The organism is Streptomyces uncialis (assembly GCF_001905345.1).
GTDB classification, from domain to species: Bacteria; Actinomycetota; Actinomycetes; order Streptomycetales; family Streptomycetaceae; genus Streptomyces; species Streptomyces uncialis.
Map to the genome: position 1 here is coordinate 975272 of NZ_LFBV01000001.1, position 19769 is coordinate 995040.

Sequence of the window (19769 nt, forward strand, 5' to 3'; positions counted from 1 at the left end):
CAGGACGGCGGGCCAGTCGAGAGGGCTCTTGATGAAGCTCGCGGTACGTGAGGGACGACCGCGTTCGCCGGGTCAGCCGAGTTCGGCGGAGCCCCGGTGCACATCGTTCAGGAAAGAGGTCCAGGACTGAGGGGTGAACGCGATCGTCGGGCCTTCCGTGACCTTGGAGTCGCGGATATCGACGGTGTGCGCGATCGGGGACCTGACCTCGACGCACGCGCCGTTGCCCGTCGAATAGGAGGACTTGACCCAAGAATTCGTAGCGCCCTGCTGGATTGCCATGTTCGCTCCGGTTTTGCCAGTTGCCAGTCGGTCATGTGACCACCGCGTCCGGCAGTCATGGCCGTGGCGGTCGTCGCCCTCCCGGAACCGTCACCGCTTGCGTGACGTGGTGCTCCGTGATGGCGCGATCGACGCTACTCGTCAAGCCTCCTGGGCGAACGGGCCATTCACTCGACAGGGTGGTGTGCCCCCATCAGGTCTTCCATTTCCTGTTGTTGAAGGTGTATTGTGCCGACCTTTTGGAAGAGCATCCAATTCGGTACGGCTCCGCGGTGACAGCCCGCCGATCCTGCGGAACCGAGCGTGAAGATCGAACGGTGGCGTGTGGGGGCAGGGTGCGCTTCCAGCCGTACGGTGACGGTGGTCGGCGGCTACCGTCCGGCAGTTCCCGACCCGGGCAGGCCCGACCTCAATCGGCCCGCTCCGACCGATTGACCCGACGCGACCCGGGCAGGCCCGACCTGAATGGACCCCGACCCGAATATGCCGTGGTCCGGCTCGGTCGTTGTACGGGACCGCCGTTCGGCATTGCCGCCTTTCGCTATCGGGACAACCCGCCCCGGCTCACCGCGCGTACTCCTTCGCGATCTGTGAGATGAACTGCCTCGACTGTTCGACATTCAGCGCCTGCGCGCGCAGATGCTCATACATCACGCTGTACCGCTGGACGTCGTTCGCCTTCTCCAGATAGAGATCACTGGTGACGCCCTCGATATAGACGACGCTGGAATCCGCGGCGTCGGGGAACTCCAGAATGGCGTACTGGCCGTTGAGTCCCGGATGCGCGCCCATGTCGAACGGGATCACCTGCACCGTCACATGCGGCAGCCGCGACTGCTCCACCAGATACTCCAGCTGTTCCCGCATCAGTTCCTTGCCGCCGACCACGCGCCGCAGTACAGCCTCGTCCAGGACGGTCCACAGCCGCAACGGGTTCTGCGGCGCCGTGATCCGCTCCTGGCGGCGCAGCCGCACCTGGACGCGCTTGTCGATGTCGGCCGGCGCGGTCTCCGGCAGCGCGCCCACGATCAGCGACTCGGCGTACGGACGGGTCTGGAGCAGGCCCGGCACCACCTGGGGGTCGTACACGCGCAGCGACGCGGCGTCCGTCTCCAGACCGATGTACACGCTGTACGGGATGTCGCCGAAGGAGTGCCACCAGCCCTGCTGACGTGAGTCCTTCGCCATCTGCATCAGCGACTCGACGATCCGGACGTCCTCGACCTCGTACACCCCGCACAGGTCACGTACGTCGCGCTGGCTGATGCTGCGGCGGCCGTTCTCCAGGCGACTGATCTTCGACTGCGAGACCAGCAGCCGCTCGGCGACCTCCTCCGCGGTCATGCCCTGCAGTTCACGGAGCCGACGCAACTCCTGGCCCAGGCGCCGCCGCCTGACGGTGGGATTGACATGGGACGCCACGGGACGTGTACCTCCGGGTCCGGGCCCGCCAACACCGGCTCGTGATCGCGGACGACTAGCCGTATCTGCTGTTCAGCAGACTGCCACCATGCGGCTCACCGCCGCTGGCAAACAGCGGATATCCGGGTGGACGGCTCCCGGGGCGCCGTAAGTCGCGTACTGTCATGGGCCGTTAGCGCGGCGTCACGCGCCGCTGGCGGGGGTCCTGGGGTACGCGCCGTGCGGTGGGCAGCGCGAGGGTCAGGCTGCCGTCGCCGCTGTCCAAGCAGGGTGGGTGCACGGCTGCCGTGAGGGGCGCGGGGGGCTCGGCGCGCGCCCCCGGGTATCGCGGACACGTCCCGGGCATAGCGGACAGGCCTCAGGGTTTGCGGACAGGCCTCGGGTGATGCGGACATGTCGCGGCCACGCGGACATCCGACCTGTCAATGCGGACATGCGCCATATGTGCGCGGACACGTGACAGATCGATGCGGACAGGTATCTGTTCCGCTCGGACGCCTACGACGAAGGGGCCGGCGCGCACATGGCAGGGACCGGTCACGGGCCCCGCGCACCCTGTCCGGGGGCGCGGAGAACCCCGCGTACCGACCCGTCCGGAACGGTGCGGGACCCTGGTCCGTCCCGCACCGCGCAAGCAACGAGCGCACGCCACAGGGCGTCCGCACGTGTTCCCGGCAGGGACACGTGGCACGCCACTGGTGGCACCCACCGGAACGTCAGTGGGCGGCGACCCGAGCCATCGGGCTGTGCCGGGCCTGTAGCGGCATTCCGCCGGGCTCCGGCCGTCCGACCTGCCGTGGGGCGGGCTGCGCGGGACCACGCCGTGGCCCGGCCGCTGCCCCGTTCTGGACGTCCATCACGGCGTGCGCCACGAGTCCGCCCATCGGGTCGTGCCGAATCAGGTCCCGTAGCCGGGACCGCGAGGAACGTCCTTCGTTCCCCGGGTACAGATGCTTGCCGAGTCCGACCGCGTGGGCCAGTGCGGCGAGCGCCGCGGTCCGGGGATCCGGCGGTACGCCGGTCCGGATCGCGCTGTCCAGCCGGGATCTGATCTCCCGGCTGATCGCCGTGTCCGTCGCCTGGTAGCGAGTCGTCGGCAGCACTCCGCACATCTGGCCCGCCACGGCATGCACCATGCCGCACCGCTCCAGATGCGAGAGATAGGTCTGGCGCAACCCCAGTCGGGGCCCGCCTATCCAGTGGACGGCCCGCACCGGTGCCCCGCGCCTGCGGAGCAGTTCCAGTGCGGAGTCCAATGTCGGATCTCCGGTCGGCCGTGGCACGACCACGGCGATACGATCCCCGTCCGGGGCTATTCGCCCGGCCAGCGCCAGCTCCACTAGCTGTGCACCGGCCAGACCGAGATCGAGCGACTGCGGCTGCGCTGTGGTACCCGTGGTCGGGTCCAGAGCGAGCAACAGAAGCTCCTCCGGAAGTGTTCTGCGGCTCCTGCCCATCCATGCCTCCCCGCGTGGATGAATGACAGGGTGACCCCTCTCACATTGGTCTGTCGAGAGTGCGTGGCCGCTTTGTAGTGGAACCGATAGGTATGTCGTTCTCGTCTACCGCAAGGGGCGGGTCCGAAACCAGCACACTGGGGGCGGCCGGGTTCCCCGAATTCGGGGCTGGGGCGAGCCGTGCGGTCCAATGACTGGGCAAGCGCGGCCGGTTTCGGCTGAGCGGTTGACAGCATGGCGTAGGAGGCATCGGTGGCGGGCGAGTCCCCCGACAGGTCGGAGCAGCGGAGTGTGTCGGGAGGCCCGGGGGCTTCATCGACACCTATGACGGCGTCGGCGTCCGAACCGGTTCCGGCGTCCGCCGGTGATCCGGCACCCGGCGGCGATCCACGTTTGACGATGGCCCGCGCGGGGGCCGCCCCGGCCGGCGACGCACGGCCCGACCACGCGACGGCGGTGTTCCGAACCTCGCACGAGGTCTCCGGGACGGAGTCGGGTACGGCGGCCCCGGATTCGGGTGCCGCGGCGGCCGGCGGGGGCGTACGGGACGGCGGTGGGTCGGACGGTTCCGTCGGCGGAACCGGGGCGCGAGCCGGGGAGGGCGCCGAGAGCGACCCCACGGGCGCCGTGGAGGCCGCTGGAGGTTCCGCTTCGAGTGGTGCCCGGCGTGGCGGCGTACAGGAGCCCACAGGCGGCACTGAGGGCCTTGGCGGTGCGCCCGACGAGGACGACCGCCCCGACGGGTCCACCGAGGACGCCTCCCCGGACACGGACAGCGGTTCCGGCACCCGTTCCGCTTCCGCTCCGGACGCCGACCGGACCGAAGCGGACATGGGGGCGTCGGAAGCGGATACGGGGGCTGCTGGCGCTGGTGGCGGCGGTGCTGTGGCTGCGGGGGCCGGGGGCGCTGCCCATGAGGACACGCGCGCGCCCCATGAGGACACCCGCTCCGGCGATGCGGTCACGGATCAGATCCCTGTGGCCACCGAAGCGGTCAACGCGGACACGAACGCGACCGACGAGGCCACCTCGGACGCGACCGCCGACGCTGATGCCGACGAAGCAGTAGACGCGGACGGCACGTCTGGCACGTCCGGTACGGACGCGCGCGCCGACGAAGCGGCCACGGAAGCGGACGCCGTGACCGGCCCCGAAGCGGACACGGGCTCCGTGACCGCGGAGGCCATCTCGGACGATGCGGCCGGCCGCACGGAAGACTCGCAGCGCGAGCCCGGTGACGAGCCCGGTGACGAACCCCTCGGCGGGCCCCGCGACGAACCTGCGGACGCGACAGCCGACGCGACGACGGACAAGGCGCCCCGCGAGGACCGCGATGAAGCCGAGGACCGCGACGAATCCGCGGACCCGGACGGCGAGCGCCCGGCCCCCGACCAGGCCACGGCGGTCTTCCGCGCACTGCCGCCCCACGTCGATCAGCCCACGACCACGCTCAAGCTCGGCGACCGCGACACACGGAACCCGGCCCCGGGCGCAGGCACCGACTCACCTGCGGGCGGGGGCGTGGGCTCCGGTCGCGCTTCCGGCGCCCCGACCGATGCGGCCACATCTAGGACACCGGCTTCCGCGCCCGTCGAACGGGAGCAGGAGCGGACCAGCAAGTTCGTCGCCCTCAAGCCGCTCGACGAGCCCTCCACACCCCGCCGCCCCGCCCCGAAGCCCTCGTGGGCGGCCGATGCGGCCGCCGCCCCCGTCCCGGGCGCGCGCACCGCCGGGCCCGCCGAGACCTCGGCGCTCCCCACGGCGTCCCCGGAGCGCACCACCCAGCAGCCGCTTCCCCCGAGGCCCCCGCTGGACCTCCTCGCCGAGCTGACCAACACGCCACCGCCCCGGGAGACCCCGCTGCGGACGGCCGCGCGGCGGGTCAAGATCTGGACCCCGCTGGTTCTCCTGCTCGTGATCGTGTTCGCGGTCGCACAGTTCCTGCGACCGCTTCCGGAGCCGTCGCTGGTACTCACCGCCAAGTCGACGTACGCCTTCCAGGGGGAGGACATCGCGCTGCCGTGGCCCGAGGAGGGCCAGGGGTGGATGGACGTCAACGGCGTCGGGACGATGGACGAGTTCGGTGAGCAGAAGCCCGTACCGATCGGCTCGGTCGCCAAGGCCATGACCGCGTACGTGATCCTCAAGGAGCACCCGCTCAAGCCCGGCGCGGACGGGGCGTCGATCCCTGTCGACGCCAAGGCCGAGCAGGAGGGCGGGCTCGACGCCGAGGGCGAGTCGACGCTGAACACCCTCAAGGAGGGCGACAAGATCTCGCAGAAGGACGCGATCGCCGCGATCATGATCCCGTCCGCGAACAACATCGCCCGGCTGCTGGCCCGCTGGGACTCCTCGGAGAAGGAGTTCGTCGAGAAGATGAACCAGGCCGCCAAGGACCTGGGCATGAAGAACACGACGTACACCGACCCGTCCGGGCTGAAGGAGACCACCGTCAGCTCCGCCGAGGACCAGGTGAAGCTCGGCAACGCGCTGGTCCGCATGAAGGCCCTCACGGACATCACCAGGCTGCCGGTGTGGACCGACCAGACCGGCAAGGAATGGCACAACTACAACCGGCTCGTCCCCTATGACAACGCCATCGGCATCAAGACCGGCAGCACCACCAAGGCCGGCGGCAATCTCCTCTTCGCCGCCACCAAGGAGGTCGGCGGGGAGACGGCCATCGTCGTCGGCGCGGTTCTCGGGCAGCACAAGCCGCCGATCATCGACACGGTCAACGCCGTGAGCAAGACGGCCGTGATCGCGGCTCAGGACGCGGTCAAGGCCAGCACGGTGCTCAAGAAGGGCGCCGTCGTCGGACATGTGGACGACGGGCTCGGCATCCGGACCCCGGTCGTGGTGACCAAGGACGTGTCCGCCGTCGGCTTCGCCGGACACACGGTCAAGCTGGAGCTGACCGGTGACGGCGGGGAACTCGCGCACCAGGCCGCCGCGGGGACCCGCGTCGGCACCCTCACCGTCGGCGACGGTAAGGGGGGCGCGATCGAGGTGCCCGTCGCGCTCCAGGACGCCAAGAGCGAACCGGGCCTCGGGACGAAGCTCACCCGAGTGGGCTGATCCGTTCCGGCGCCCCTTTTCTGCCCGTCACCGGCCCGGTGGCGGGCAGAAAGCCCTCGGTGGGCGCCTGTCCACGGGGGTCCCGCACTCCCTGGCCGTACCTCCGCTCGTGTTAGCGTCGCGTGATCGGGGCAGGACACCTGGGTTTCCTGGGGCGCGCGCCCCGAGGAGCCCCGGCCCATGACGAACACGGGGAGAGCCGTAAGTGGCCACGACGGAGCCGACGCGGGCCGACGACGCCGAGCCGAACAACTCCGCCACGGCGGACAGAAGCGGACACGACACCGTGTCGCACCCGCCTTCCGGTCCGGCTTCCCGCCCGGGCAGGCGACCCCGATCGACGGCCGCACCGAGCCGAATAGGTGCCGCTCCGTCCACCCGGGAGCACCACCGGGCCCCGGCCAGGGACGAGAAGCCCGCGTCGCCCTCGCCGGAGGTCAATGCGGCCATTGAGGACACCTCGGTCATCGCGGCCGATGAGGTCACCCCGGCCATTGAAGTCACCCCGGTCACCCCGGCCAATGCGGCCAACGCGGCGCCTCCGGCCGTGGATGCCGATGCGGCCGATGAGGTCAAGCGCTCCGGCACCGAGACCCCCGCAAGCCCAGGGCCGTCCCGTACGCGCCCGGTGAGCTCCTCCATGAGGACATCCCCACGCACTCCGGTGGCCGCGGGAGACCCCGATGTGCCGAGCGGCCCCAACCCGCCCCGCCGCTTGCGGGCGGCGGACTTCGTCCGGCACCCCGTAGTCCAGGTCACGGCCGTCGCCGCGGCCTTGCATGTCGTCTGGTTCTTCACACTCGCGAACGGTGGGGGGGACCTGGCGGCCCAGGACGCGTGGGCGGAGTTCGTCGGACAGAACCCGGGGTCCGCGTACAACCTCGCCTGGTACGGCGGCATGCACCCCGTCTCGTACAGCGTGGTGTCGCCGTACCTCATGTCCGTGCTCGGGGTGCGGACGACGATGATGATCGCGGGCACCCTGTCCGCGACGTTGATGACCCTGCTCCTGCTGCGCAGCAAGCCGGTGCGCAAGCCCCTCGGCCCGGCCTATATGGGTCTCTTCGGTCTGCTGTGCAACGCCCTGTCCGGACGGGTCACCTTCGGCCTGGGGATGATGTTCGGGCTGGCGGCCGTCGCGACGGTGTTCTGCTGGCCGTACCGCTGGCGCGAGAAGCGGTGGGCCAAGGCCGCGGTGGCCGCGTTGTGCGCGGCCCTCGCCACGGCCTCCTCGCCGGTCGCCGGGCTGTACATCGGGCTGGTCGCGGTTGCGCTGTTCCTCCAGAAGCGCAGGCCCGGCGCCTACGCACTGGGACTCGCGCCGACCGCCGTCGTCCTGCTCTCGGCGTGGCTGTTCCCGTTCTCCGGCACCCAGCCGATGTCCATCGGGTCGGCGAGCCTGCCCATGGTGTTCGGGGCACTTGTCTACTTCCTCATGCCGAAGGCGTGGAAGACGGTCCGCATCACCTCCGCCGTCTACACCCTCGCGGTGCTGCTGAGCTGGTTGATCAGCTCACAGGTCGGGTCCAACATCACCCGTCTCGCCATGCTGTTCGCCGGTGCCGTGCTGCTCGCCGCGCTGCCGTACACCGTGCCGCGCAGCCGCAAGTGGTACGTGATCGTGGTGGTGCTGGTCGGGTTCGTCACCTGGATCGGCGGCAAGACGGTCAACGACATCGTGAACACCACGCCGAAGGCGTCCTGGGCGCGGGAGCTGGCACCGCTGGTCAACCAGTTGCAGCAGGTGGACGCCGAGCGCGGTCGGGTCGAGGTCGTCCCGGCGCGCAGCCACCGGGAGGCGTCCGCGCTCGCCCGCTACGTGAACCTGGCGCGCGGCTGGAACCGCCAGGCCGACATGGAACGCAACCCGCTCTTCTACGACGACACCCTGAACTCCGCGAACTACCACGAGTGGCTGCGGCGGTGGGCCGTCCACTACGTGGTGCTGCCGGACGACGAGCCCGACGGCGACGGCGGACAACGGGAACGCGAACTCGTGCTGCGCGGCCAGCCCTATCTCAAGCAGGTGTGGGGCGACGCGAACTGGCAGCTCTTCGAGGTCACCGACCCCACCCCCATCGCCTCCCCGGACGCCACCGTCACGGACACCGAACAGGGCGGCATGACCATCGAGGTGCGGGAGCCCGGACGTGTCCTCATCCGGGTCCCGTACTCACCGTGGCTCGGTCTCCTCGACGCCCAGGGCGAGAGTGTGAAGCCGCCACAGGAGGCGGAGTCGTCCAAGGTGCGTGCCGAGGGTACGCCCAAGACCTTCCTCAACACGGAAGGCTGTCTGCTGGAGGCCCCGGAGGACGCCGACGGTGACCGCTGGACGGAGCTCCTCGCCCCGCGCGCGGGGACGTACCACCTCGTGGCCCGCTACCAGATCCCCCGGGGCACCACCTGCCCCGACGAGCTCCGCTGACCCACCAGACACGCTGTCATCCTGGACAGCGGACAGCGGACAGCGGACAGCGGACAGCGGACAGCGGACAGGGCGTGGCCTCTTTCGCCGCGCCCTGCACCACCCGTTTCCGCAGTGTCCTCTTTGTGGCCTCAGCTTCGTGGCCTCAGGCCGTGAGCGCCTTCTCGACGGCGTCGACGAGCTCCGCCGCCCCGGGCTCCACCGCAGGGGCGAACCGGGCGACGACCTGGCCGTCACGGCCGATCAGGAACTTCTCGAAGCTCCAGCGGATGTCACCGGAGTACCCCTCCGCGTCGGGGTGACCGACGAGCCGCTGGTACAGCTCGTGCCTGCTGTCCCCGTTGACCTCGATCTTCTCGGTCAGGGGGAACGTCACGCCGTACGTGGCGGAGCAGAACTCCGCGATCTCGTCCGCGCTTCCGGGCTCCTGCCCCATGAACTGGTTGCACGGAACGCCCAGGACGCTGAAGCCCTGGCCCGCGTACCGCTCGTGGAGCTGCTCAAGGCCGGTGTACTGCGGCGTCAGCCCGCAGCGGGAGGCGACATTGACGATGAGGACGACGGAACCCTGGAGCGCGTCGAGTCCGGCGGGTTCGCCGTTCAGCGCGCGGATGTCCGTGTCGAGGGCGCGGGCGTCCGCCGGGTCGATGGCGTGCGATGAGGTGTCGGGCATGTCTGGATGCTAGTCGGCCCGCCCCCGTGAACGAGAACCCAGCGGCCACTCGCGGCCACCTGCGGCCAACCGCGACCAGGCGTTGTCCTCATTCCTCAGGGCGCGAGCCGCAGCGCGAGGCCGTCGAGGACGCGGTCGAGGCCGTAGCGGAAGTTCGTGTCACGGACCTCGGCCAGACTGCGGGCCCCCGAGGGCTTGGGCTGTTGCCGCAACCGCGGATAGTCCGCCGAGGCCTCGTCGATCGCCGGCTGAAGACGGGCCGCCCAACGCTCCTCGTCCTCCCCGCTCCGGGCCACCATCGTGAGCCAGGCCGCCTCGCTCGTCCCGGTCCCGATGACGTAGGCGATGACCGTGGCGATCGCCTGGTCGGCCTCCTCCGCATCGAACCCGGCGGCTTCGAACAAGGCCAGCATGCGGTCATTGAGGCGCATGACATGAGGACCGAGATAGGACAGGCCGACCTGGCTGAAAACCGAGGCGACCCACGGGTGCCGAAGGATCATCGCCCGGACACTGTCCGCGCAGACGACCGCGGACTCCCGCCAATGCGCGGGATCGTCGGTGTCCGGCACCAGGATCTCCCCGTACACCTCGTCCACCACCAGCTCGATCAGCTCGTCGCGGTTGGTGACGTGCCGGTACAGGGAGGTCGCTCCGGCACCCAGCCTGGTCCCGAGGCGCCGCATGCTGAGCGCCTCGATGCCCTCGGCGTCGAGGAGTTGGACGGCCTCCGCGACGATGTGCTCCCGGCTCAGCGCGGGCTGCTCCCGGCGCGGTCGACGGCGGGTCCAGGCGGAGGCCACGGGCGGCTCATCATGCGCGCCCCCCGCGCTGCCGGAACTCTCGGACGGCTTCGCGGCCGCGGCGGACGGTTTCCTGCTGACGGCCATAACGCCTTGCTCCTTCGGTACGCGCTGTCGCTGATAGAGGTCCCGGGCATAGCAGCCGGAGGGCGTCCGGGGCATGCGCATCCCGCCGTTCCTGCCTGCTCCGAGGCTTCGCGGACGTGCGCCGTTCCGACTGCGATCGATCGCTCCTGAGCCCAGGGAAGCCCACCCCATCACCGTAGCGCACGCCGTACGCATCTGCGTACACCCAACCCAAGCAGGGTCATGCGAACGCTGTGCGCACTTGCGTACGGCGTTCGGCGTGCGTACGGTGTTCGCAGTGCTGCGAACGGTGTGCGCATCGACGGAATGGTGTTCGCAGCCTGCTGCGTCAAGTGCTCTGGAACATCCGCGTCGTCCTATCGAAAGGTCTGTCATGGAAGCCCGACGAGTCAGCGATCCCCGCCGCTGGTTGATCCTGATCGTGCTGTGCCTCAGCACTCTCGTGCTGGTCATCGACAACATGGTGCTGACAGTCGCGGTGCCCTCCCTGGCGGCCGACCTCGGGGCCACAGCCCAGGACACGCAGTGGATTCTGGACTCCTACATCCTGGTCTTCGCCGGCCTGCTGCTCACCTCAGGCAGCCTCTCCGACCGCTTCGGCCGACGGCGGATCATGGTCATAGGACTCGCCCTCTTCGGACTCTCGTCCCTGGTGGCCACCATTGCGGACAGCCCCGCTCAGCTCATCGCGGCCCGCGCGGTCATGGGTGTCGGCGGAGCGCTGGTGCTGCCCAGCACGCTGTCCATCCTGATCACCGTCTTCGACGAGAAGGAGCGGCGGACCGCGATGTCCGCATGGAGCGCCGTCGCCATGGTCGGTCTGATAGGCGGCCCGGTGCTCGGCGGCGTGCTGATCGGCTGGTTCTGGTGGGGTGCCGTCTTCCTGATCAACGTGCCCATCGCCGCCCTCGCCATCGTGGCCGCTTATGTCCTCATGCCCGAGTCCAAGGGGCCGTGGCAGAAGCCCGATCCGCTCGGCGCGGTCCTCTCCGCGGTGGGCATGGTCGCGGTGGTCTGGACGATCATCGAGCTCCCCAAGGGCGGACCCGGTCACACCAGCACCCTCACCACCCTCGTCGTCGGCGTCGCCTCGCTGGCCGGCTTTCTGGTCTGGGAGTCCCGAACCGACGCGCCGATGGTGCCCCTCGGCCTCTTTCGTGACCGCAACTTCAGCGGCGGCAGCCTCTCCTTGACGCTCGTCCAGGTCGGCAACGGCGGGCTGCTCCTCGTCCTGAGCCAGTACCTCCAGTTCGTCCTCGACCACACCCCCACGGAGGCCGGTCTCGCCTTCATCCCGTTGGCCGTGGCGTCACTCGTCTTCAATGGCATCGGCGCCGCCCTGGGCACCCGAACCGGCAACCGTCCCCTTGTCGCCCTCGGCCTCGTTCTCACCGCCGCAGGCTTCTTCGCACTCTCCGTCACCGCGTCCGGCGGGGACCTCGTCGCCGTGGCCGCGTCCCTGGCGCTGCTGGGCGCAGGCTCCGGTCTGGCCATGCCGGCCGCGATCGCCGCACTGATGGGCGCCGTTCCGCAGGAGCAGGCGGGCGTCGGGTCCGCCCTCAACGACACCATCCAGCAGATGGGTGCCGCCCTCGGTGTCGCCGTCCTCGGCAGCGTTGTCTCCAGCGGCTTCGCCGACCGGCTGCCCGGCACCGCTCCCGAGGCGGCCACCCGCTCGATCGCCGACGCCCTCACGCTCGCCGGGACCACCGGTGACGCCGACCTCGCCTCGGCCGCTCGCGAAGCCTTCACCGGCGCGATGTCCACCAGCTTCGTCATCGCCGCGGCCGGGGTCCTCGTGGCCGCCCTCGTCGCCTTCCTGCTGATGCGTGACGCCAAGACCGAGCACCCCATAGCGAAGCCCTCCACGCCCGTACCCGTCCCGAGCGCGCTGGACACCGCTGCGGTCTGACTTCCGCCCCCCCGAGTCGCGGTACGTGCAACGGGCCTTCGACTCGCTGACGGAATGCGGACACCCGCTACGCCCGAGTGACCGCATACATCACCCGCCCGACCCCACTTCCGCCGGAACAGCCTCCCTCCGGCAGCAAGGAGACACGGACATGGCCCCGCACACCACGCCCACCCGGACCGACGCTCACACCCGCACGGCACCCGAGGTCGTTCAGATCGAGGACTCGGTCTACGCCACAGCCGAATCCCTTCTCCGCCACAATCGCCGCCACCTCGTCCTCGGAGGCCGGATCAGGCCCAACTGGACAGGTGACGGCTCCCGCTTCTGGTACACGGTGGCCACCGACCAGGGACCGGGCGTTCCTCCGGGCCGAATGTTCATGACCGTCGACACCCGCACCGGCGCCCGTACCCCCGCGTTCGACCACGAGCGACTGGCCGTCGCTCTGGCGAAGGCGACGGGACAGCGCGTGGAGCCGGCGCATCTTCCCTTCGAGAGCCTTGAACCGACGGAACGGGCGGGGACCGGGGCCGATCGGGGCAACGAGACGAGGGCAAGCGGCGACGCCACGGGCGCCAGTGAAGCCATTGCGGTCGATGAGGTCCCGGCCGGCGGGTCCATAGCGGTCAATGCGGCCACAGAGGCCAGCGCGACCTCAGCGGACGCGCCCATAGCGGCCAATGAGGCCAGCGTCGCTCCCATCTCGTCCGCAAGGAACTGCGAGCCCCCTTACTCCGCCGTCGAGTTCGACACCCCCGAAGGCCACTGGCGCTGCGACCTCTCCACCTACGCGATCACCCGAATCGACGGTCACCGACCGGCCAGTTTCCTGGACATGGTGTCCCCCAACGGCAGATGGGCGGTCCGACTCAAGGACCACAACCTGTGGCTCCGTGACCAGGCGACCGGGATGGAGCGACCGCTCACGACGGACGGCGAGCAGGACCACGAGTACGGGCTCAGCCCCTTCAGCCCCCAAGTACTCCTGGGCAGGATCGGCCTGCCCCATCTGCCCCCCGCTCTGGTCTGGTCGCCGGACTCCACCCGTGTCCTGACCCATCTCACCGACCAGCGCGATGTACGCCGTACCCACACTGTCGACCACATGCCCGACAGCGGCGGTGCGCCCGAGCTGAGGACTCAGCGGTACGCGTACCCGGGCGACGAGCGGATGCCGACGGGCGAACTGGTCGTGCTGGACATCGCGACCGGGGACACGGTGCGGGCACGCACCGAGCCGCTGAGCATGCCGCTCATGTCCCCGATCACGACCCGGTGGGCCTGGTGGGACGAGGACGGTTCAGCGGTCCACTTCCTACGCCAGTCCCGTGACGTGCGGACACTGACCCTGGAACGGATGGACCCGGCGACCGGGGAGGTGCGCACACTCGTCACCGAGACGGGTCCGACCCGCGTGGAACCGGCACAGCAGCAGTCGCAGAAGCCGATGGTGCGAGTGCTGTCCGGCGGCGCTGAGGTGCTCTGGTACTCCCAGCGGGACAACTGGGGCCACCTCTACCTGTACGACACGGCGTCGGGGCGGCCGGCGACTCCGGTCACCACCGGTTCGTGGGCTGTTCAGGAGATCCTCCGTGTGGACGAACAAGCGCGGACCGTCGACTTCGTGGCGTCCGGACTCGTCGTCGGCGACCCATACCGGCGTACGGTCTGCCGGACAGGTCTGGACGGTACGGGCCTTGTTCAGCTCACGGACGACGGGCTCGACCATGAGGTCACCGTCACCCCCGCCGGTGACCGCTTCATCGACTCGGCCTCGACCCAGGACGTCCCGCCGGTGATCACCGTCCGTGACTGGGACGGGCGAGCCGTCGTGATGCTGGAGAAAGCGGACATCAGCCGTCTGCGGGCCACGGGCTGGACGCCACCGGAGCGGTTCACGGCGAAGGCCGCGGACGGCGTCACCGACATCCACGGTGTCCTCTACAGGCCGCACGGGTTCGACCCCGAGCGTTCCTACCCGGTCATCGACCACCCCTACCCGGGCCCGCATATGCGCCGGGTGAGCTCTGCCTTCGACCCCGGGGTGCTCGGCCATGACGCGGAGGCGGTCGCGGCACTCGGGTTCGTGGTGATCGCCGTCGACGGACGGGGCACTCCGGGCCGGGACAAGGCGTTCCACGATGCCTCGTACGCGCGGCACGAGGCGGCGGGCGGCCTGGAGGACCACGTCGCGGCCATACGGCAACTGGGCGCCGAACGACCCTGGATGGACCTGGATCGGGTCGGCGCCTTCGGCCTCTCCGGCGGCGGCTACGCCACCGTACGGGCGATGGCCTCGTTCCCGGAGTTCTTCAAGGTGGGCGTCGCGGAGGCGGGCAACCACGAGAACCGCTTCTATCACCTGTGGTGGGCCGAGACGTACGACGGCCCGGCGGCGGAGGAGGACTACATCCGTTCCTCCAACGTGGAGGTGGCAGACCGTATCGAGGGCAAGCTCCTACTGATCCATGGCGGTATGGACGACAACGTGCACCCGCACCACACCCTCCGCCTCGCGGACGCCCTGGTCCGAGCGGACAAGGACTTCGAACTCTTGATCGTCCCGCGCGCGGAGCACGCCTTCTTCGGGTACGAGCACTACGTGAGCCGCCGCCGATGGGACTACTTCCTGCGCCACCTCCTCGGTGCCGAGCCCCCGAAGACGTACCGGCTGACACCGCCGACGATCGACGCGGAGCTCCTGAAGGACATCTTCAGCTGAGCCGCCGACCATCAGTCCCCCGCGATGAGGCCCTCCCGCGTTGAGGCCCTCCGCCATGAGGGCACCAGCGATGAGGACAAGTCTGGCGATCCGTTGACCTAGATGCCAACCCGCCCGCAGCGGCCACTCCGCCCCAGCCCATGGCCCCTGCTCCCCAACTCGTGGCCACCGCATCCCAAGTGGTGGCCACTGTGGCGTTTCTCCATCCATGGGGCCCTACAGCCACTCTGACGGCAACTCACCTCTTCCACCCCACCTATCCCCATTGCTCCCAACTAATGCAACAATCCTGAATATCCGATTGTGCCCGGGAGGGGACGCACAGTGATGACCACCCACCGCCGCTACGCCCACGCACTCACCGCGATCAGCTCCCTGCTCGCTGCTGGGGCTCTGTACGCCGCGTACCAGGCGTACTGGCTCGTGGCCGTCGCCATGACCTACAGCACCGCCCTGCTGGCCTGGGGAGCCTCCCGTGAACGCGCCGTGGGTCGAAGACTTCAGGCCGAAGAGCGTCACGCGACACGTAGGGCGGACCTCGACCCCCTGGACGCACCGCCTCCGCTCGCCCCCTGCTGCCCACTCTGGTACCACTCGACCACGGTCCACGGCTCCACCTGCACCCGCGTCACCCCTGCGGCCTCAGCGGACAACAGGCAGGGCAACGCGGCCTGAGCCGCACCTGGGCACGTCGCCGCATGCGAGTGCGCGCCGGGCCGGTTCGACCGGGCGGCCGACGGCCGGGGCATTCCATCAGGCGCTGATCACTGCCGGGCGCAGGTCGTGTCGGGTGTCTGCGGCCCGTGCGCCCGGCATCCCGGTACGCCCGGTACCTGCGCCAGCCGGACCGCGGTGAGGCTTTCCGGTAGCCAAGAGCATCCCGCTGGTGGCCGACCGCCCGGTGGCCGCCCTCTTGGAGCTCGTGCCCACCACCTCACCACAGCCCGAAAGGGACCAAAGCCCACCGGACAGGATGATCTTCGCGGTCGCCATTGCAACGAAGATGCGCGGAAGCCCGAACTAATCTCGGTGACTAATTGTCATATGATTTGAGAGTGGGCATAGTTGAGGTCACTCGAGAGCATGTGCTGCGGACGCTGACGGAGTATGACGACCTTGGCGGGGAGGAGTTTCGTGCTATGTACGGGTTCGGCCCTGCGCGAAGTTACCTGATCGTTCATGAGGGTCGTCACTATGACTGCCGGGCCGTCATCGGTGTGGCCCACCGTCATTTGAACGGCCGCGCCTTGCGAACGGATGAGTTCTCCGAGGGGGCTGCGACGATAGCCTCGGTGCTGACTCGACTCGGCTTTCGAGTGGAGGGACCTCAAGCGGGGAGACCCGCCCGCTCAGGCCTCGCGGCACGTCTGTTGGTCTCCCCGGCGTTCGGCAGTGCCGAGTCGCGCCGACACTGGAAGGACACTCTGGACCAGCCGGTTCCGTTCACCGAGCCCAGGTACGCCCAGAGGCTGACGGATGGGCAACTTGGTCGTCTAAAGGAGCTCCACCCGGACGGACGGGCCCGCTTTTGGGGGGCCACGTCACGCCACGACGGCAAGATGGAGAAAGTCTCTACGGGTGACGTAGTGCTTTTCACTGGAAAGAACCATGTACGTGCCATTGGCGAGATCGGGGCCATCTTTCAGAACAGCTCCTTCGCTGACGTGATGTGGCCGCCGAATGTGGGCGGCGAGAGCTGGCGCACGGTCTTCAGCCTTCGCCAGTTCGGGCTGGCGGAGGTTCCGTACACCACGTTGAGCACTCTTCTTGGCTATAAGTCCAACTTTCAGTACCCAGGGCAGTTGGTGCTGTCTGGTGAGCGAGCCCGTGCAGCAATTGACGGTCTGCTCGTCACTACCAGGACTGCCTTGGAGGAAGCTGGCGCTGTGGAGTCCTCCTGTACGCTCCGCGAGTTGGCGGTGGAGCGACAGCACACCCGCTCTAAGGCGGTCGAGCGAGTTGCGCAACAGGTTCTCTTTAACCGGGACGAGTCGGCGTTGGTCATCGAGTTCTGCGGAACGCTCACCGACACGACAACGAAACGTTTCGCCAGTACAGCGGGCATCTGCGACATCCTTTTGGACGGTCCCGATGGACGCGAACTCATCGAAGCGAAATCGCGCGTTGAGCGTAGCTACGTACGCGAAGCATTGGCCCAACTACTCGACTACGCAAGATACGTTCCCGGCGAAGTTGGCCGTCTCACAGCGCTCTTTCCTCAACCCCTTGAGCCCAAGGAACGCAACCTTCTGCACCACTACGGTATCGACATCATTCATCGGTTGGCCCCGGGGGTATTTGAACGAGTCCCCGCTCCCGGTCAGGCCCGTGAGCAGATGCGAGGCGTGTGGGAGTCGTCCGAGCCGAGCCACTGACAGCGCCTTGAGCGGAACAACGCTCAAGGAAGTGGCAAGCACCCCGCCCCGGCACGGTCACCTTGCACACGGCCGCGGGGCGCTCTCCGTGCTGTGAGGGGATCATCGGGCAGAGCCAGATCAGTATCACCATGAATGCGCACACGCATGTGGCGCAGGACATACAGCGCCGGGCTATGAGTTGTATGGATCGGCTGCTCAGGGGCGGCGTCCCGGCCGTCGTCGATCATGGCTGGTGATGTCAAAGGCCCCGGACCATGATCGGTCCGGGACCTTTGGCTGGTGCCCCCGGCAGGATTCGAACCTGCGACACCCGCTTTAGGAGAGCGGTGCTCTATCCCCTGAGCTACGAAGGCGGGGTTTCGTTGAGGACACGGGTGAGCACTCTGGGTGAGCGTTCGTCCAGTCCCCACGAGGGTGGACCACCGGTAGGGCGGTCCCTGACAGGTTAGCGGATCGGGGCGGGGTGGTGGGTCGCGAGGCCGGTCGGGGGCTCGGGAGTGGCCGGCGTCTCCACGGTTGTCGGCCTCTGGTCTCCCGGCTCGAGTCCTGGCGCCCCAGCTTGTGGTCTGCGGCGGTGGACCGGCCTGTCCTCGTTCCATGGCCACCGCGGTGGCCTCGAACCCGTCGAGACATCTCGTCGTGCTCGCGGGCGAGGGAGCGCGGGAGCAACGTCACACCGCAGGTTGTCCTCTTGGTGGCCGGATGTGTTCGTTGCCGTGACGGGGCCGTGGACGGTACGTGTGAGCGTAGGTGCGCCGGTCTCTCCTGTTCGTGCCGAGGAGTCGAGTTGTTGCGTTGTGAAGCGGTGGGGAAGCGCTACGGAACGGGGGGCTGGATACTCCGTGAAGTCGATCTGAACATCGCCGCCGGTGATGTCCTTGCCGTCATCGGCGGCAATGGCTCCGGGAAGTCGACGCTGCTGAGAATCCTCGCCGGACTGACCCGGCCCACGACCGGTTCCGTGTCCGGCCGTCCGTCCTCCATCGGCTATGTGCCGGACCGCTTCACCGCCCCCGAGCGGCTCTCCGCGGCTTCCTACCTGACCCATATGGGACGTGTCCGAGGGCTGTCGACGGCCACGGCCCGTGCCCGGGCACACCGGTTGACCGATCGGCTCGACCTGGTCGGCGGGGTCGATGCCTCGCTGCGCACCCTGTCCAAGGGCAACGCGCAGAAGGTCGCGTTGGCTCAAGCCCTGCTGGTCGACCCCGACCTGCTGGTGCTCGACGAGCCGTGGTCGGGCCTGGACGCGTCGGCGCACGGGGTGCTCGGGGAACTCGTCGAGGAGGTGGCCGCGCGTGGCGGTGCGGTGGTGTTCACCGATCACCGCGAGGCCATCGCCGGAGCTCACACCACCGGTTCCTATGCCATCGCCGCAGGACGTGTCACCGCGTCCGGCTATCAGGACACGGCGCACAGCGCGACGCTGGGCGACCTGACCCTGGCCCTGACCGCACGCCCGAGCGGCCCGAGTCCCGACGACGTGCGATGGGACACGGTGCCGGGTGTGGTGGCCGTGTCCCGCAGGGACGACGCGCTGGCGCTGCGAGTGGCCAGGGAGCACTCGGACGCTGTCCTCATGCTGGCCTTGCGTCACCACTGGTCCGTGGACGCGGTCAGCCCCGCAGAAGGCGGCCCGCGTCGGCCGTCCGACCCCGCATCACCGGACCTCCGTCCAGGGCGCCCCCGGGCAACAGGCATTCAGCCGCCCCAGCTGTCGACAGACCGGACCGAGAGGACAACGACGTGACCGCGCTGGTCCGCTATCACTGCTCGGTGCTGCTGCTCTCGCAGCGCTACCTTGCCCCCGTGCTGCTGTTCGTCAGCCTGATTGTCGTACTGACGAGCAGCGACTCCGGGCCCCTCGCGGCCACGTACAGCTCGTGCGCGGGCGCGATGCTGCTGTGCTCCACCTGGTTGACCATGACGCTGGCCGGGCTTGAGGACCGGACGCACCGGTCCGTCGTGGTGGTCGGCGCGGGCGGATCTCTCAAGGTGCTTGTCGCCCTGGTCTGCACCGCGCTGCTCTCTTGCCTGCCGCTCACCGGGGTCGGCGTGGCACTGCCGTTGCTGATCGGGAAGCATGATCCGGTTGCCGCAGACCTGTTGCTGGGGGCGTTGGCGCAGCTCATCTGTGCTCTCACAGGCGTCGCCGTCGGCCTTGTCTGCTCCCGTCAGGTCTTCCGCCGCCAGGGATACGGGCTGGTGCTGGCGCTCGCGCTGCTGTTCACCGTGACGCTGGCGAAGGGGCTGCCGCCGGTCAATCTTCTGTTCACCGACCTGTTGGACGGGAAGGAGTCAGCGGATCTTCTGGGCGCCACGATCGTGCCGCTGACCGCCGCTCTGGTGGCCCTTGTGGTGGGGACGGCGGTCACCCAGGTGGTCACTGCCAGAAAGGACTGAGCCTGTCCGGCGTGATCGCCGGACAGGCTCTCGGACGCTCGCGGGGCCGCCGTGTCCGCGTGCTGTCCTCTTCAGCGACCCGCGCGGCAAGAGGTCACGGGTGTCCTCTTCGGCCGGCCGCTCG

13 protein-coding genes and 1 tRNA gene are annotated in these 19769 nt (G+C 69.1%); 8 read left to right on the forward strand and 6 right to left on the reverse strand.

Features of this window, described 5'->3' with window-relative positions:
• Positions 1-72: 72 nt before the first annotated feature.
• The 3 genes from AB852_RS04250 to AB852_RS04260 all read right to left on the reverse strand — a co-directional run bounded on the left by AB852_RS04250 (position 73) and on the right by AB852_RS04260 (position 3161).
• On the reverse strand, positions 73-282 hold the full coding sequence (locus AB852_RS04250) for a DUF397 domain-containing protein (protein ID WP_073783652.1): 210 nt from the start codon (positions 280-282) through the stop codon (positions 73-75).
• Between the two features lie 564 nt (positions 283-846).
• Positions 847-1704, reverse strand: a complete 858-nt coding sequence (locus AB852_RS04255; RefSeq protein ID WP_073783654.1) for a helix-turn-helix domain-containing protein — start codon at positions 1702-1704, stop codon at positions 847-849.
• Positions 1705-2420: 716 nt separating this feature from the next.
• Positions 2421-3161: a GOLPH3/VPS74 family protein gene (locus AB852_RS04260; protein ID WP_073783656.1), complete on the reverse strand. Its 741-nt coding sequence runs from the start codon at positions 3159-3161 to the stop codon at positions 2421-2423.
• Positions 3162-4139: 978 nt separating this feature from the next.
• Here AB852_RS04260 and AB852_RS04265 point away from each other — a divergent pair.
• Positions 4140-6239 (forward strand): D-alanyl-D-alanine carboxypeptidase, encoded by a 2100-nt coding sequence (locus tag AB852_RS04265; protein WP_342748459.1) that lies wholly within the window; start codon positions 4140-4142, stop codon positions 6237-6239.
• Positions 6240-6879: 640 nt separating this feature from the next.
• Positions 6880-8664: an MFS transporter gene (locus AB852_RS04270; RefSeq protein ID WP_245876602.1), complete on the forward strand. Its 1785-nt coding sequence runs from the start codon at positions 6880-6882 to the stop codon at positions 8662-8664.
• Positions 8665-8809: 145 nt separating this feature from the next.
• Here AB852_RS04270 and AB852_RS04275 read toward each other — a convergent pair whose 3' ends face one another.
• Positions 8810-9337: a glutathione peroxidase gene (locus AB852_RS04275; RefSeq protein ID WP_073783660.1), complete on the reverse strand. Its 528-nt coding sequence runs from the start codon at positions 9335-9337 to the stop codon at positions 8810-8812.
• 95 nt (positions 9338-9432) lie between these two features.
• Entirely contained in the window at positions 9433-10227 is a 795-nt protein-coding gene (locus AB852_RS04280) for a TetR/AcrR family transcriptional regulator C-terminal domain-containing protein (protein ID WP_079184279.1), read from the reverse strand.
• A gap of 373 nt (positions 10228-10600) precedes the next feature.
• On the opposite strand from AB852_RS04280, the gene AB852_RS04285 reads away from it, so the two are divergent.
• The 4 genes from AB852_RS04285 to AB852_RS04300 all read left to right on the forward strand — a co-directional run bounded on the left by AB852_RS04285 (position 10601) and on the right by AB852_RS04300 (position 17239).
• On the forward strand, positions 10601-12139 hold the full coding sequence (locus tag AB852_RS04285) for an MFS transporter (protein ID WP_073783662.1): 1539 nt from the start codon (positions 10601-10603) through the stop codon (positions 12137-12139).
• Positions 12140-12290: 151 nt separating this feature from the next.
• Positions 12291-14864 (forward strand): S9 family peptidase, encoded by a 2574-nt coding sequence (locus AB852_RS04290; RefSeq protein WP_073783664.1) that lies wholly within the window; start codon positions 12291-12293, stop codon positions 14862-14864.
• A gap of 327 nt (positions 14865-15191) precedes the next feature.
• Entirely contained in the window at positions 15192-15539 is a 348-nt protein-coding gene (locus AB852_RS04295; protein WP_073783666.1) for a hypothetical protein, read from the forward strand.
• Between the two features lie 380 nt (positions 15540-15919).
• Positions 15920-17239, forward strand: coding sequence for a ScoMcrA-related endonuclease (locus tag AB852_RS04300; protein WP_143201175.1), 1320 nt, complete (start codon positions 15920-15922; stop codon positions 17237-17239).
• Positions 17240-17519: 280 nt separating this feature from the next.
• Here AB852_RS04300 and AB852_RS04305 read toward each other — a convergent pair.
• Positions 17520-17595, reverse strand: a tRNA-Arg gene (locus AB852_RS04305).
• Between the two features lie 437 nt (positions 17596-18032).
• On the opposite strand from AB852_RS04305, the gene AB852_RS04310 reads away from it, so the two are divergent.
• Both AB852_RS04310 and AB852_RS04315 read left to right on the forward strand, forming a co-directional pair.
• Complete coding sequence (locus tag AB852_RS04310; protein WP_079184281.1) at positions 18033-18992, forward strand: ATP-binding cassette domain-containing protein; 960 nt, start codon at positions 18033-18035, stop codon at positions 18990-18992.
• Positions 18989-19645 carry a hypothetical protein gene (locus tag AB852_RS04315; RefSeq protein ID WP_073783670.1) on the forward strand — a complete coding sequence of 219 codons (657 nt, stop codon included), beginning with the start codon at positions 18989-18991 and terminating at the stop codon, positions 19643-19645. The genes AB852_RS04310 and AB852_RS04315 overlap by 4 nt, the downstream gene beginning before the upstream one ends.
• The last annotated feature ends 124 nt before the right edge of the window (positions 19646-19769 follow it).